The organism is Frateuria sp., from assembly GCF_035943815.1.
Lineage (GTDB): Bacteria > Pseudomonadota > Gammaproteobacteria > Xanthomonadales > Rhodanobacteraceae > Frateuria_A.
The window spans coordinates 226,995-242,537 of the sequence record NZ_DASZBU010000010.1; the positions used below are offsets into that span (position 1 = coordinate 226,995).

Here is a 15,543-nt window from a genome sequence, read left to right on the forward strand (position 1 = left end):
CGTGCCACAGCGATCCAGGCATAGGTCGACACCTGCAGTAGCAGGTCGGAACAGGCGCCCATGGCACCACCGACGCTTCCACGCGACTTTGAGTTGCACCGATGCGGCCGCCATCGCGGGGAAACTTGACCCCGATCAACCGCGCGCCAGCGCTTGCGTGCACGGTGCGGCCATGGATTCCACAACCCGTTTCGCGGCCGGTCCGACGCCTCCCCCGGCACAGCCTACCGAACCGAATTGCGCCGGATTATCCGAAGCGGAGGCTGTCCGGCGCCTGGGCCGCTACGGTCCCAACGCGTTCCGCCGCACCGGCTCGGGCCTGCTGGTCACCGTGACCGGCGCCCTCGCCAACCCGCTGGTGGCGATCCTGATAGCGGCGGCAGCGACCTCCGGCGCGCTGGGTGACGTGCTGGGTGCGCTGATCATCGCCGGCATCGTGTTGTTGAGCCTCGTGCTCAACGCTGCGCTCGGCTTCCGCTCGCAACGCGCGGCAGAACGGTTGCGGGCGGAGATCACCCCGATGGCGACCGTCTGCCGCGATGGCCGCTGGCAGGAGCGTCCACGGCGCGAGCTCGTGCCCGGCGACCTGATCCGGATGTCCGCCGGCGACCAGGTGCCGGCCGACGCGCGCCTGCTCGAGGCGCGCGACTTCCACGTGCAGCAGGCCGCGCTGACGGGCGAATCGCTGCCGGTGGAGAAGGAGCCCTCGCCCGCGGACGCGGATGACGGACTGGATGCAAAGGGCAGGGTGTTTTTGGGATCCGCGGTGGTCGCCGGCACGGCGCAGGCCCGGGTGGAGGCGACCGGCGCGGCGACGGCCTTCGGCGAGGTCGCCGAGCGGCTGGCCGAACGTCCGCCGCTGACCGAGTTCGAGCGCGGCCTGAAGGACTTCGCGGGCCTGATCATGCGCACCGTCGTGATGCTGGTGCTGGCGGTCCTGCTGATCGGCGTGGTGCTGCATCGGCCGCCGTTGCAGATGCTGCTGTTCGCGCTTGCGCTTGCGGTCGGGCTGACGCCGGAGTTCATGCCGATGATCACGACGGTGACGCTGGCGCGCGGCGCGGTGCGCATGGCGCACCGGCGGGTGATCGTGCGACACCTGGCCGCGATCGAGGATTTCGGCAGCATGAGCGTGCTGCTCAGCGACAAGACCGGCACGATCACCCGCGGGGACACGGCAGTGGACGGCGCGTGGGACGCGTGCGGCGCGCCGTCGACGAAGACCGCCGAGCTGGCCACCCTCAACGCCATGTTCGAGACCGGAACGCGCAGCCCGCTCGATGCCGCGATCCTTCGCGACTGTCCCGCGCCACCCGCCGGCTGGCGCAAGCTGGATGAAATTCCGCTGGACTTCGAGCGCCGCCGCATGAGCATCGTCGCCGAGCGGGGAGGGGAGCGCTGGCTGGTCACCAAGGGGGCACCGGAATCGGTCCTGGTCGTGTGTACGCAGTGCGAGGCGGCGGGCAGCACTCTACGGCTTGACGAGGCGCGTCGAGCAGACTGCGTGCGCACGTACGAGGCGATGGGCGCGCGTGGGCTGCGCGTGCTCGCAGTCGCCTGGCGCCCGGTCGAGGCGCAGCCGCGGTACGCCACTGCGGACGAAGACGCGCTGGTGCTGGCCGGCTTCGTTTCCTTCGACGATCCGCTGATGCCCGGCGTCGCTCAGACCCTGCAGGCGCTCGCGTCCGACGGCATCGAGCTCAAGGTGCTCTCCGGCGACAACGAACGCGTGGTGCGCTACACCTGCGAAAAAGCGGGACTCGACCCCGGGCGCATCGTCATCGGCGAGGAGCTTCGCGGCATGAGCGAGACCGCGCTGGGCCTGCTCGCCGAACAGACGCGGGTGTTCGCCCGGGTTTCCCCGGAACAGAAGCACCGCATCGTCCTGGCACTGAAGGCGCGCGGCGAGGTGATCGGCTTCCTCGGCGACGGGGTCAACGATGCGCCCTCGCTGCATGCGGCGGACGTGGGCATCTCGGTGGCCAATGCCGTGGACATCGCCCGCGACAGCGCCGACATCCTGCTGCGCGAGCGCAACCTGGACGTACTGCACGCCGGCGTGCTGGAGGGACGGCGTGCATTCGCCAACGTCATGAAGTACCTCTTCATGGGTACCAGTTCGAACTTCGGCAACATGTTCAGCATGGCGGTCGGTGCGGTGGCGCTGCCGTTCCTGCCGATGCTGCCGGGGCAGATCCTGCTCAACAATTTTCTCTACGACCTTGCGCAGACCACCATTCCGTCGGACAACGTCGATGAGGACCAGTTGCGCGGCCCGCAGCGCTGGAGCGTGCCGCTAATCCGCCGGTTCATGGTCTGCATCGGCCCGGTCAGCTCGATCTACGACCTGCTCACCTTCTACGTGCTGATCCGCTGGCTGCACGCTACCGCCGCGAGCTTCCACACCGGCTGGTTCATCGAGTCGCTGGCCACGCAGACGCTGGTGGTATTCGTCATACGCACGCGCGGCAACCCGCTGCGCAGTCGGCCGTCCGTGCCGCTGCTGGCGAGCGTCACGGCGGTGGTGGCGATAGGACTGGTGTTGCCGTGGACGCCACTGGCCGGGCTGTTCGGCTTCGTGCCGCTGCCTTCGGCGTTCTTCGTGTTCCTGGCGCTGGCGAACGCGAGTTACCTGCTGCTCGTGCAGTTGCTGAAGGGGCGGTTCATGCGCGCCGGCCAGCCCGCGAAACCGCGCGCGTAGTCACTCGTGGAACCCAGCGGACTGTTGCGCAAGATCGCGCGGCAGAGTCCCTTCACGACGTCGCGCGGCACATCTCCTGGACGGTTGATGTGCATCAAACCCGCGTTCCTCCATCGACCTAGGTTGCCTTCGCGCGCCTGGTGCACGCGATCAAGGGCTGCGGCGACGACTTGCCGGCAGCCAAGCAATCTGTGGAGGAACGCGATGATCAACCGCAGACAATTCCTGCAAGCCTCGGCTTCCCTTGCCCTGGTACCTATGCTTCCCCGAAGCGTGCTCAAGGCGACGACCACGTTGCGCACGCGACCGTCATGGTCGAGTTTTCGCAAGAGCACCCTGTACCCGTCTTTCCTGCGGGCGGTCAGCACGATGCGCGCCAACACGAACACGGCCAGCCCGGCGAGTTGGGGCTACTGGGTCGGCGTGCACGGTCACTACTGCCCGCACGGCAAACCCTATTTCCTCGCCTGGCACCGCGGCTTCCTCGTGCGTTTCGAGGCACAGCTGCGCAAGGCCGCGGCAAACAGCGCGCTGGTGCTGCCTTACTGGGACTACTACAACGAGCCGATCCTGCCGACCGAGTTCCAGAATCCCAGCTCGCCGCTCTACCTGGCCGGCCGAACGGGCAAGGACGTGTCCCGCGCACTGAGCCTGACCGCGTTCGGCAGCAGCCTGACCAATTTCCCGCGAGGCTGGACCGATGCCTTCGAGCCGGCGGTGGAGAGCGCGCCGCACAACCCCGTCCACAACCTGATCGGCGGCGCCATGGCCAACGTATCCATCTCGCCGCGCGACCCGATCTTCTGGCTGCATCACGGCAACATCGATCGCCTGTGGGATGCGTGGGTCCACGCAGGCGGCGGCCGCCACATGCCGTCGACGACCTCCAGTTATTGGTCCGGCTCGTTCATCTACGGAGCGGCCGTCGCGGGGATGCCGCGGGTCGATACCTATTCGCCCGGCGTCCTGGGTTACCGCTACGACGCATCGGTTCTGCCATCGAGCCAGCTGGGCCTGCAGGCAAATGCCGCGCAGCCTGCATCCATATCGGACGCCGTGGTCGCGCCCCTGCCGGCGCAGGGGGCGTCATTGGGCGGCGCCGGCGGCCTGGTGCTCGGGTCTCGATCGTCGCGCGTGCGCATCGTGCTCAACAGGGAAGGGCGCGACCGCGTGCGCAGCCTGGTCATCGGCGTGTCGCAGACGACCGGCAATGCGCTACGCGTGGTGCTGGACGGCATCACCGTCACCCCGGCGGGAGCACGCGGCGGCTACTTCTACAAGATCCTGCTGAACCTGCCGGCGCGGGGCCCGGCGCAACCGGAGCAGAACTATCTGGTCGGCACGCTCGGGCCCTTCGAGGTCAGCGCGGCCCTGCACGCGCAAGCCATGGCCAATGGCGGCAACATGATGGCCATGCACGGACCGGTGAGGATCACCTTGCCCGCACAGCAGGTGCTGAGCCGGATCTGGCCCGCACCGCTGGACGAGCTCACGCTCAGCTTCGTTCGGGAGGAGACCGAAGGCGCTCCGCAGGCCGATGCGATCCGGGTCGACCGCCTGTGGGTGGAGGCCGACTGAACGAACCGGTGGCCCTTGCAGCGCAGAGAGCCCTGCGCTGCAAGGGGTCTTTGCGCCCGGTGTTGCGCCGATGCAGCCGCACGCGACTGCGACCAGCCTAGCGAGCGTGCAGACCTACGCACTGCGCTTTTTTACGTTGTCCCTCATATCCACTGTCCCCGTTGCCGAGCATTTGTCGACGGCGCAGATCCGAACGCCGCGCCGCGACGCGAACGCCTTGGGCGACAACACGACAACCGCTCGTCTTCTGCAAAGTGGCGCAAGCGAGGGCAGGGACGCTCCTTGAGATCGATCGCACACGAGACTCGTGCTCCCGTCGCGACTAAGCGGAACCACCTGGCCAGGCCCAAGGCGATCTGGCTCCGCAGGCAGCAGGGCGTCATCTATCGACACGGGTCCTTCAGCAGCGCGGGTGGGACGCTCCGGACTTTCGCTCATTTTCCAACCGGGTCGCCGGACAGTCTGCGCGGGGCGGGTGCTTGCACGAGTCGCTTGTCACCGTACTGACAATTCGTTGCAACAGCCGGCGATAAAGCAGTCGAGACAATCAGCCTCACTGACGCCATCCCCAAGCGGCATCCCAGCGCGAGCGGTCACATGCATCTGCGGAGGTTATCCCTGCGTTCCACATCCCTGCGGGCGCGATTGCTGATCCGGCTGATCGGCTCGGTCATGCTCGTGCTTCTGCTTGGCGGCATCGCAGCCACTCAGCTCGCCCGCGCCGACCGGCGATTGCAGCAGGTTGTGGGCGAGACGCTGACGCCCGTGGCAGCGGTTGGACGCATCCAGAGCGATTACGACGATTTGATGCAGGCGCTGCTTCATGCCGTGCTTACGCAATTGCCCTCCGCCGCGGATGATGCGACGACTGCGGTGAATAGGGATCGCAGTAGCGCGGCGCGTGCCTGGAAGACGCTTGCCGACAGTGACTTTGGCCGCGCTCAGTCACAGACGCTGGCGCTCGTGGAACGTCATCGTGCCGATACAGACGCGCTCATCGACGAAGTCATGGGTCTCCTCAAGAGTGGGGACTTCACGATGGCCCAGTTGAAAGTCTCGGGCGACCTGCAGCCAGCGTTGATTCCCCTGAAGACCGATTACGCGAACCTCTTCGATAAGGCCCTCGAAAAGGGCTCGAGCGAAGCCGAGAGCCAGCATCGGGATAACCAGCGTGCACTTGCCATGCTCGCGGGCCTGCTGAGCCTCATGCTCCTGCTGACCGTGGGAGCGGATTGGATGGTCCTGCGCTCCATTGGCCGCGGGCTCACCAAGGCCATGGATGTCGCCTCGGCCATCGCGCGCGGGCGGTTGGGACACGACATCGGGGGAAGCGAGGCGAGGGAGATCGATCGACTGCTGGGCGCACTGGCGGGTATGGACACGCAGCTTGGTACGGTCGTCGCCAAGGTCCGCGAGCGCGCCGCCACCGTCGAGCAAGCGGCCCTGGCTATCGCCGGCGGCAACGAAGCGCTCAGTGATCGCACCCAGGCCCAATGCGGCTATCTGGACAGAACCACGATCTCCCTTAGGCGCATGAAAGCGGATTTGCATGCGGATATGGCACATGCGGTGGAGGCCGAGCGAGCCGCCGTCGATGCTCGTGAACTTTCCGAGCGTGGCCGCGGGGCGGTCGCTTCAGCGGTCGGATCAATGCAGGCGATCGAACTCGCGGGCCGCCGCATGGGCGAGGTCCTCGACCTGATCGATCAGGTTGCCTTCCAGACACGGTTGCTGGCCCTCAACGCAGCAGTCGAAGCTGCCCACGCCGGTGAGCGCGGTCGTGGATTCAAGGTGGTTGCTGATGAAGTGCGGCAGCTCGCCGGCCGCTGCAGTGAGGGCGCGCGCGGTATCCGTTTGTTGATTGAAGAGAGCGAGCGGGCGGTCGCCGAGGGAACGGCCCAAGTTCGGGGGAGCGGTGAGGTACTGGGCGATATCGCCTCGTCGGTCGATCGACTGGCCGGTATGGTTGCGGCGATGGCGAAGACAAGTCGCGGGAACGCACACGACGTAGGCGTCTTGGTCGAAACGGCCGAGCACATGCGTGCGACGACCCAGGAAAACGCGGTACTCGGCGAGCAGGCGGCTGTGGCGAGCCAGAGCCTGACGGGGAGCGCGCATACGCTGCTGGAGGTGGTCGGCTTTTTCTCCTTGACCGGCGAGCGCGTCGACACCCAACAACAAGATCGACTTCGCCAGGGCGGTGTGGCGGTCGATGCCGCCCCGTTGCTCGCTTGAGTCGCGATCATTCGTGATGTCATCCGACCAAAACGTCCTGGCTCGACCCGGCGAACTGCTCGATCAAGCCCTGCAGCCGGCAGGCTTGCGCCCGGTGTTCCAGCCCATCGTCCACCTGGGCTCGCTGGAAATTGTGGCGCATGAAGGTCTGAGCCGGCCGATGGTTGGCCCGGGCGTCACCATGCCGCACCTGCTGGACGAGGCACGCAAGCTCGGGCGCCTGGCGGAACTTGAATTGCACGCCGTACGAACCATCTGTTCCACGTTTGCAGCGCGGGGCGAGTCAGGGCGTCTATTGGTCAACTTGAGCGCGCAAGCCATCCTGCAGGGTGGGCTGCGCCCGGAACAGGTGCGTGCGGCGCTGTCTGCCCCCGGCCTGGATTTGGCACGGATCACATTAGAGCTGACCGAGCGCGACATCGTGGATAACCCCGATGAACTCGCCGCTTCAATCGCGCACCTGCGTGCGCGAGGCGTCCGCGTCGCAATGGACGATTTCGGCAACGGCCATTCTAACTTTCAGATGTGGAATGAGGTTCGTCCGGATGTGGTCAAGATCGACCGTTATCTGGTGAGTGGCCTGGCGACGAGTGCCGAACGGCTGGCGATCGTGCAGGCCTTGTGCCGGGTAGCCGAGACACTCGGCGCCGAACTGATCGGGGAGGGCGTGGAGGAACCGGCTGATCTTCGCATGCTCTGCCAGCTCGGTATCCCATACGCGCAAGGCTATTTGCTGGGCCGTCCGGCGACAGAGCCTGCAACCCAGGTCGCCGAAGCGGCGCACATTGCGCTGCAGGGCCAGCGTGTTCAGGTGCCGCCAAGACACAAGGGGCCGCTCATGCAACACGCGGTCAGAGCCGAACATCTGATGATTCCGGCGCCAGCCCTGACCCCGGCGAACACCGTGGCCGAGGTCGAGCGCCTGTTCACGCAACACCCGCACCTGCACGCGTTGGCGGTGACTATCGACCAGCAGCCGGTCGGCCTGATCAATCGGCGCGAGTTCACCGAGCGTATGGCCAAGCCCTTTAACCGGGAGCTGTTCGGCAGGCGCTCGTGCGCACTCTTCATGAACGAGCAACCGCTGTTGTGCGAGGCGCAGCGGAGCCTCGACAGCATGGCCGAGATCCTGCGCGGAGAGGATCAGCGTTATCTGGCCGACGGCTTCGTGGTGACCCGTGAAGGCCGCTACCTGGGCCTTGGGACGGGCGAGTCTCTGGTGCGCCGTGTTACCGAACTGCGCATCGATGCAGCTCGACACGCCAATCCGCTGACCTTGCTGCCTGGAAATATCCCGGTCACGAAGCATTTGGGCCGTCTGCTGGGTAGCGCGGTACCGTTTGTCGCGGCTTACGTGGACCTGAGCGACTTCAAGCCATTCAACGACCTCTACGGATACTTCCGTGGAGACGGGATGATTCAATTGCTCGCCGACATCCTGACCGAGCATGTGGATGCGCATGCTGACTTCGTGGGCCACATCGGCGGCGATGATTTCCTCCTGCTCATGCAAAGCGCGACCTGGCACGAACGCTGCCACGGCATGATCGAAGCGTTCACCCACCGCTCGCGTGCCCTGTTCGATCCGCAACACCTCAGTCGCGGCCAGTTGCAGGCCAAGGATCGCCACGGCATGTGGCAGACGTTCCCCCTGACTTCCGTGACCATCGGAGCGGTGGCACTGGCGCCTCCTTTTCCCATACGCGTAGAGCTGATAGCCCGCCTCGCGGCCCGGGCCAAGCGGCGCGCGCGACGCCAAGGGGTGCCCATGCACGTGATCCACACCGGCGGTTGGTTGCCTCTGGAGCGAGTGGATGGCTTGCCGGCGTGAGGTTTCGTTCGACCGAGCGAACGGGATCGAGCGCCTCACTGGCGAAAGGTCGATCGCCGGTAAGAGCGAGCGGGCTGGCTAGGGCGAACTCGCTCGTTTTGGACAGATCTGTATTCCCCTATTTGGGGCAGATGAGACAGCGGAAGATCCCGCGTACCGCCTGGCCATTACATAGGGTGTAGGTCGTCGTTCCTCAGCCTTTCACCGCGCCGTCGAAATCCGACGGCCGTCAGGTTGAACGGAGCCGCCTCTGGTTCGCAGCCACCTGCGGGACACTCCCCGTGAACACTAGGCGCCGTTGGAGATCAGGTGGTTGCGGTCATCGCGGTTGTTGGGCGTCTGCATGGTGAAGCCGGACGGCCTACGCTCGTAACGACTTCCCTTGGCCTGCCGTGAGGGCAGGGTGGGCGCGGCCCAGTCGCTCCGAAGAGCGCCTGCTGGTGTACCGAAGGCAACGCAACTATGGTGGATGCCCTTCCGGCCTGAGGAAGTCGCGATGTCGTCGAGAACGGCTTCGGAACTCGCGGAAAAAATGCGGGCAATGGTGCGGAGGGAATGTGCGGCAATTCTTCGTGCGCTCGCCTCGCTACACCGTGTTCACCTGTCCATCCACCGGGCGAGGAAGTCGATCCGGCACCTTCGCGCGTTGCTGTCTCTGGTGGACTATGGCTTGGCGGAGGCTGCGGCGATTGATCGGGTGCTGGAGCGCCTGGGTGACAGCCTTTCGACGCTCCGCGATGCGCACGTCATAATCGCCACCGCTGAAACTCTCGCCGCCAGTGACACGTCGAAACAATGGCAGCCTGCTATCGATCGTCTTGTGCAACGGCGCGATGCGCTGGTTCAACGGTCGCTCGCGCGAGATATCGACTTCCACCGTAGACGCGCTGCGGTCGAGCGCGCCGCACGGCAACTGGATGACATGGCTTGGGCTCGGGTCAAGCCAAAAGATATCCAGCAGAGGCTTGCGCACAGCTCTCGTCGTGTGGCCAAGGCGGAAACACGCGCGAAGGCCGATCCGACAACGCAAAACCTGCACCGTTGGCGGCGGCGCGTGCGTAAGCTGCGAATGCAAATAGAAGCACTTTCCGAGATAGCGCCCGAAATAGTACAGAACGCAGTGAAGGAGTCCGCGAGCAAGAAGCTCAAAGAGCTGCACAGGCTCAGCGACCAGTTGGGCGCACTCCGTGACGAACAGATGCTACGTAATGTGCTGCGGCGAATGAGCGATCTGCCGCATTACGGAGAAATAGCGCTGCAGCTTCGCGAGCAACTTGCGCTGCGTGAGTCAAAGCTAGTCAAGCGCGCGGTAGTAACCCTTGACCGGCGGCCTCGCGGGAACCTTAATTGCGCATAATGTGTAACTGCCGGCGCTTATTTGCCATTTGCCACCCCCGACCGTGGAGCATTATCGGCGGCATTTTGAAGCCGGTGCAAACCGTTCATTTTGCGGCGTGACAAAGCGCCGTTTATCGACCGCCGCAGACGGCTAATTCGGCGCATTATCGAGCGGCGCGCCTTGACCATTTCAGGCTCAACCTTTCCCGCCGCAGCGTCCTCTGCGAGCAGCGTATTGGCGACCTGAAGCACCTCCTGCCACACCTTCAGGCGGAAGCGCCAGCGCGTGACTCGGTCCATCTTTTTCATGCGATGATCCCTTGGGGCTCAGCCCCGGTTGCTGTTGCAATCGCGGCACCCGGCCCACCCTCGACAAGTTGACCGGGTGCCGCACCTTCAAGCCCTGCCGTGGCAGCGCTTGTACTTCTGACCGCTGCCGCACGGGCACGGCTGATTCGCTCCCACCTTCGGCACCTGAAGCGCGGTAGGTCCCTGTGCTGCCGCCGTCTTGGCGTCTGCCTTGCGAGCCTGCGCAGCCGGCGCCTGTGCCGGCAAAGCCACCCTGGCGGGAGGCTTCACCGCCTCAGGCTTGCGGGCGTCCAGGTAGTCACGCAGCGCGATCGCGCACAGGGCATTGAGCGACACGCCGAGCGTGTCCGCGTATGCCTGGGCTTCGGCCTTCAGCGGGTCAGGAAAGCGGAGGGTGGTGCTGGCCATCACGCCACCCCTGAGCGGGGCGGGTTTGCGTATGACGCCAGAATGGCGTCAGATTGCATGTCGCTAAGGTTGGTAGGTCCCCTGTTAGCCCAAGGGACCTTCCCGCACACGGCGGGCAGGGAGATTAAACCGCATACTAGCGCCGTTTGTGGCATGTTGGAAGCCTCTTGGTTACTGGCTGGAAGGTGCCCCGAGTGATGCCAGTATGACGCCAGATTGAAGCCACCGCTAGCCATTGCCGCGCCTGCGGCGGTGCCACACCGGATAACCACCAGGTCGCGGGCCGGATCGCCGGACGTTCGCCCGCCTGCGGCGCCTGCGGCTTGCCCGCAGGCGGCCGAGCCGGCCGGCTCTTCCGTGACGCGATCCAGAGCGGCCGCCGGGGTGGGCATGTGCCTTGCCGGCGCGAGGGAAGGGCGCTGGCCCGCGTCCTGCTCGCCTCGCCCTGGCTGCGAGATCAAGAGCGTCACGGCCTGCGGCCTCGCGGGGGCTGAAGCCCCCACACCCCCGAGCGTGCGGCGGTCGTAGTCCTCCCGCCAGAACCGGGCTTGCTCGCAGGTGATCCACCAGTGGCGCATGGTGCCCTGGTGGTAGCGCTTGCCGTCCGGGGACCACAGCCCGTTGCGGTTGACCGTCCAGCCGGCCCAGGCATCATCCAGCGCACCCAGGTCGCCCAGGCGCAGGAAGCGCAGCAGCCGCACCACGGCCCAGGGCACGCGGCATCGCCCGGCGTCCCAGTGCTGGACCGTCCGCAGGGCGACACCCAGGTACTTGGCGCACGCCTGGGGGGTCAGGAAGCAGCTATGCCGCAGCTCGCGGAACCCGTCCGGGGAGAGCCGCCATACGCGCCGAGGGCGGGCCCGTGGGATCCGTCCTTGATTGCGCATAATGTCTATTATGTCAAATTGTGTGAAGCGGCTCGTGCGTGCTGGCACGCGCTGTCGCTCCCCAGTTAACCTTGTCACCTCACCAGTTAACCATGTCATTCCGCTTTACCGTGTCACCTTTTAGCTGGATTGAGCTCCCAAAGTAGCTCAAAGAGGCTTTCGGAATCGATTAGTCCTCATGTAGGAGACAGTTGACCTCCCTCCATCCACTTAACCATGTCACCCAGCTAACCGTGTCACCCAATTAACCATGTCACCTATGGGCGCGGATCGACCTTGGCCCCGCGTCTTGCTCTAGCCCGAACGTCTTCCTCGGACGCGATCGGCATGCTGATGAAGTCGGCCTCGGGAACGTCCTCGAACACGTTGAGGAAAGGCAGATGCACGAGGACTCTCCAGTCCTGGCCGTCTCGCTTGGCGGCGTATGGGTGAAGAATTTCCCGATCAGCACGACGACGATCGAAGCGAAGCAAGCCAGGGTTGGGATACTTGCCGGCCTCCTCCCCGAATTTGGCTTCGATCATGATTCCGACCGCCTCGCTCGAGTAACCGGGGTGTCCAGACGACTCGTGCGCGTGTTTCGCGGCCAAAATGGCGTCTTCTTGCGTCAGATAGCAGCGCGCTATCTTGTGTTCGTCGAAGACGACCTCGTCCACGATATAGGGCGGTCCGGCCAGCCATTCGGGGGTGCGGCCTGTGAGTCGAATCGCCAGGACGGTCCGGGAGCCGGTATCGGTGCAGCGCCAGTGAAACCCCGCACCAGCGAAGAACTCTAGGCCGATATGGAAATCGCTCAATTTCATGGGCGTTCCTAGTGATGGTAGGATTTTATTGCGCGGTCATCAGAAAATAAGTGCACCCGTACTAGCGGTTCCTTGCTAGCGGCCGTCGGTCCGCTTCACCACTCGCGTTCTGGATAGGACAAGAGACACTGCTCGGTCCCTCAGGCGTCATTATCGAGTAGCGCCCGTCCTCTAGTTTGACGGTTGGCAACGGTCGTGAGGCCCCGCAAATTAAGCGAGGCCAGTAATCCAGCCCTCTCAACACAAAGATCACCCCGTGATAAATCGTGGTGCCAGGCACGATTTTCGGCGCAACTGCGGGAAGTGCAAGCCAGGCCACGACCATCAAGGCGCTCGCTGGGCGGAATACCCTGATGAGTTCGCCAGGCGCGTTGTTTGGAGGCGTGTCTTTGAGGCGCCAGAGCAGGACAAGAAGCGCACTCATAGCCTTGAGACCGGCCCACATGGCTCCAATCGTGCATACGAACGCCCACCAGACTAGAGGAACCAGCGAGACTGTCACAAAACCTACAAAGGAAGGGAAAGCCGCAGGGTCCTCATGCGTCAGTGCGAAGGTGAGCTCCCGCGCCCATGCGCCAGCGATGCAGAAGAACAAGGCTGTTAAAGCGGCCCACACCATTTTTCCTGCTAAGCGCGCCCACGCTCGTCGGAACAGTCGTGAGGCCTGTAGCGTCCACTCAACCACTCCCAAGCCCATCATTATCCATGAGAGGCCGCTAGCCACGGAATCCACGCCAATCTGCGAGCCTGTTAAGCCGGGCAGCAAGAATAGAATTATCCAAAGGAAAATCAGAACATACCAAGCCAACTCCAACCAGGCCGGCATAGGCGTAGGGGCCCGCAAGCCGTCGACTCTGTGCTTTATCCCTGCCCAGGTTGTATTCACTTCCCGGCGCGCTTTGCTAACAAGGGAAAGGCAAGGTCTGAGAGCTCCCCGTAACACAAGCGCGATTAACCCCAGCGAAAAAAGCAAGCCGCAGGCGCGTTGCCAATGAAGTGTCCCTGCGCCAATGCCTAGAATTAGAAGCGCCAGTGGCAAGCGCCCGTCACGAATACGTTGGTTGAACGTGCTGCCCATGCCAAGCCCCCGAACAAATGTCCGAGCATAGTGCGGCTAGCTCGTCGCATACGCTGGGACTCGCCACGAGAACTGTTCGGTGCGATCGACGCCTCCCAATGTCATTTCCAAGGTGGGCACTGGGTGGATTGCGCCAGCCAGCTTGCCTGGCGACGCATCGGGTGCCCAGCGTGGTCAGCGTGTCCCGCTGCGTCCGCGAACTCCGGCAGCAGCTTTTTTCGCCCGACCCGTTTTGGACTTAGAGGGCTTCGCCAGCCGGGTCTTCGACAGCGCTTTTTCCAGGCCGGCTACCTGCCCCGCAGAGACAGCCAGTTCCTTTTCCGCCATCCGAAGCCGCTCAAATAGTCCATCACGTTGCGCCAGCAGCTTCGTGATGGCGTCCTGATGGGCTCGATCCGTGGTCTCAGACAGCTGCTGCCAGTGCTTGGTCTCTTGCCGGGCCCGGTCAATCTCCTGGTGGGCGCGATCCTCAAGACCACGAATGTAAGCCTCTTGTCTTGTTCGCTCGCTGGCAAACGTCGACTGAAGCTCTGCAAGTTGGCTCCGAAGAACCTTAAGATCATGGGCTTGATGGTCACACAGCGTATGCAGCCGGTCCCGCTGCTGAGCGAGATCCGCCCGAAGGGCGTGGCTGTCCTGCAGTTGGGCATCCAGGGTAGCGCAGGCGTGCTCGGCGAGATCCTTGGCGGCTTGGGTCCGAGCGCGATCGGTCTCGGCCGCCTCCAAGCGGGCGGTCCAAGCCTGGCGTTCCGTGGCCAGGGCGCCGCGGGCGGCCTCCAACGCAGCCCGCTCCTCGGCAAAGCGCCCGGCGATCGCCTGGCTCGCCTGCTCGGTGGCCAGCTGCCACAAGCCCATCATCGCCTGCCCCACGGGCGTCGGCAGCTCCGGCAAGGCGCTGAGCTGGCGTAGCCGTTCGCCCAACTGGCCGCGCCACGCATCGAGCATGCGCGTCACCGTGTTCGGCGAGCCGGTGCCGAGCTCGGCACGCACTTTCTCTACGGTGGGGTTCTCACCGGCGCCCAGAATGGCGTCCGCGGCGGCGTTGACCTGGTCCTGGGTGATTCCGCGCGGCATGCAATGGTCTCCTCGATCGGCGCCCTGCCCTCTGGGTTTTCTACTCGCGATAAGTGATGACTAATCGGCCCTTCTCCCGATCATACATTTTCAGAGCTCTCAAGCTCCGGCGTAGGACGACGGTCTTGCCGTGAAAGGACGGGACGCGAGGGAGCTAGGTGGGCGGAGATAGGCCTGGCTTTGCGGGATTCCGCAGGATGCCACCAGCGACGAGTGGGGACTCGGGGTGGCAGTGGTGGAGGGTTCTCAGTGTGCCCCCCCGTCGAGCGAACCACGTTCATGGCGGCACCTATGCCGCCTGCCGTTAATCCCCCCGAGCCGACGGTTCTCGTCGCTACCGTACTGACCACGTGTTGGGTGATATGTCGTTCATAGTCCCGAACGTAAACATGCCCACCATTTCTGACGTGCGCCGACACGTGCTGCGGTACGCGGACCTTCTGAGTGCCGGTAACCCAGTCAGTCTGGAAGACGTTGCGAATGCCCTCAATGATGGCGCAAATCGACAGGATTATTAGGCCAACTGAGCCGCCAAGAAGAGCCAGCCGCGCATAGGCGTGCTTCAAAGGCGAGGCGGATACGACCCATGAGTGCACCGCGCCTATGGCAAGAAACGCGACGTCCAAGTATGAAACCGATGCCTCATACTGTTGCCCCAAGTTCGGTCCGACATAGAAGATCGGACGCAAGATGACAAACACGGAATTGCCAAAGAGCTCACCCCATGACAGGGGGAAAAGAATCAGTGAGGCAAAGATGCTCAATAGCGCCAAGGGGAACAGCGTGATGATTGATTTCACTGTCATCACGACGTTGTAAATGACCCAAAGGATCAACAAGATCCCGAACAGGGGAAAGATCGCAGTCAAGCCCATGAGGACCAGTGACACAATCACTGATCCAATAATTTCGTGATACAAATCTTCGGAAATGATGTAGTAGATCAGATAGACGAACGAGGCAAGCGTCATGAGGCCTAGGAAAGCGGCAAAATTGGCCCAATCCTGCCCACCCAGACGATGTCGCATTACGTCTACGATAATCCACGCCAAAAAACACGCACTGGCGCGCGCCAACCTCCCCCCTGAAAACATGCCTTGTCCTTGATTTGTTGGTGCACTCGCACTCCGGAAAGCGTGTAAACCTTAGCACTGCACACTTTCTGGCGTCATCTCACGATCTTTGCCTCGCTAGGGCTGGGGTGCGGTAGATTCGACGCCCGACAAATCGATCTTGGGGCGCTGTGCCGAAGCGCTCACGGCGTGTTTCGAGGCGGCGGGCATCCGCGAGGGGGCTATCTT

At 64.0% G+C, this 15,543-nt stretch carries 11 protein-coding genes; 5 read left to right on the top strand and 6 right to left on the bottom strand.

Annotation, left to right across the window (positions count from 1 at the left end; all coding sequences use genetic code 11):
* Positions 1–172 precede the first annotated feature (172 nt).
* The 5 genes from mgtA to VGU65_RS07020 all read left to right on the top strand — a co-directional run bounded on the left by mgtA (position 173) and on the right by VGU65_RS07020 (position 9,702).
* Positions 173–2,701, top strand: a complete 2,529-nt coding sequence (gene mgtA / locus VGU65_RS07000; protein WP_327474068.1) for a magnesium-translocating P-type ATPase — start codon at positions 173–175, stop codon at positions 2,699–2,701.
* A 369-nt stretch (positions 2,702–3,070) separates the two neighbouring features.
* A complete protein-coding gene (locus tag VGU65_RS07005) occupies positions 3,071–4,279 on the top strand; it encodes a tyrosinase family protein (protein ID WP_327474070.1) in 1,209 nt (402 codons plus the stop codon).
* Between the two features lie 597 nt (positions 4,280–4,876).
* The gene (locus tag VGU65_RS07010) at positions 4,877–6,514 is read left to right on the top strand and encodes a methyl-accepting chemotaxis protein (protein ID WP_327474072.1); all 1,638 of its coding nucleotides are present in this window, start codon (positions 4,877–4,879) and stop codon (positions 6,512–6,514) included.
* Between the two features lie 16 nt (positions 6,515–6,530).
* Positions 6,531–8,345, top strand: coding sequence for an EAL domain-containing protein (locus VGU65_RS07015; RefSeq protein ID WP_327474074.1), 1,815 nt, complete (start codon positions 6,531–6,533; stop codon positions 8,343–8,345).
* Positions 8,346–8,841: 496 nt separating this feature from the next.
* Positions 8,842–9,702 (top strand): CHAD domain-containing protein, encoded by an 861-nt coding sequence (locus tag VGU65_RS07020; RefSeq protein WP_327474076.1) that lies wholly within the window; start codon positions 8,842–8,844, stop codon positions 9,700–9,702.
* Positions 9,703–9,719: 17 nt separating this feature from the next.
* On the opposite strand, the gene VGU65_RS07025 is transcribed toward VGU65_RS07020, so the two are convergent.
* From VGU65_RS07025 to VGU65_RS07045, 6 genes are all read right to left on the bottom strand, one after another.
* Entirely contained in the window at positions 9,720–9,992 is a 273-nt protein-coding gene (locus VGU65_RS07025; protein ID WP_327474078.1) for a hypothetical protein, read from the bottom strand.
* An 87-nt stretch (positions 9,993–10,079) separates the two neighbouring features.
* The gene (locus tag VGU65_RS07030; RefSeq protein WP_327474079.1) at positions 10,080–10,400 is read right to left on the bottom strand and encodes an SEC-C metal-binding domain-containing protein; all 321 of its coding nucleotides are present in this window, start codon (positions 10,398–10,400) and stop codon (positions 10,080–10,082) included.
* Positions 10,400–11,386: a DUF3653 domain-containing protein gene (locus tag VGU65_RS15630; RefSeq protein ID WP_414655803.1), complete on the bottom strand. Its 987-nt coding sequence runs from the start codon at positions 11,384–11,386 to the stop codon at positions 10,400–10,402. The genes VGU65_RS07030 and VGU65_RS15630 overlap by 1 nt, the downstream gene beginning before the upstream one ends.
* A gap of 158 nt (positions 11,387–11,544) precedes the next feature.
* Positions 11,545–12,090, bottom strand: a complete 546-nt coding sequence (locus VGU65_RS07035) for a hypothetical protein (protein WP_327474080.1) — start codon at positions 12,088–12,090, stop codon at positions 11,545–11,547.
* 1,252 nt (positions 12,091–13,342) lie between these two features.
* Positions 13,343–14,242: a DNA-binding protein gene (locus VGU65_RS07040; protein ID WP_327474081.1), complete on the bottom strand. Its 900-nt coding sequence runs from the start codon at positions 14,240–14,242 to the stop codon at positions 13,343–13,345.
* Positions 14,243–14,322: 80 nt separating this feature from the next.
* On the bottom strand, positions 14,323–15,270 hold the full coding sequence (locus VGU65_RS07045; RefSeq protein WP_327474083.1) for a hypothetical protein: 948 nt from the start codon (positions 15,268–15,270) through the stop codon (positions 14,323–14,325).
* Between the last annotated feature and the right edge of the window lie 273 nt (positions 15,271–15,543).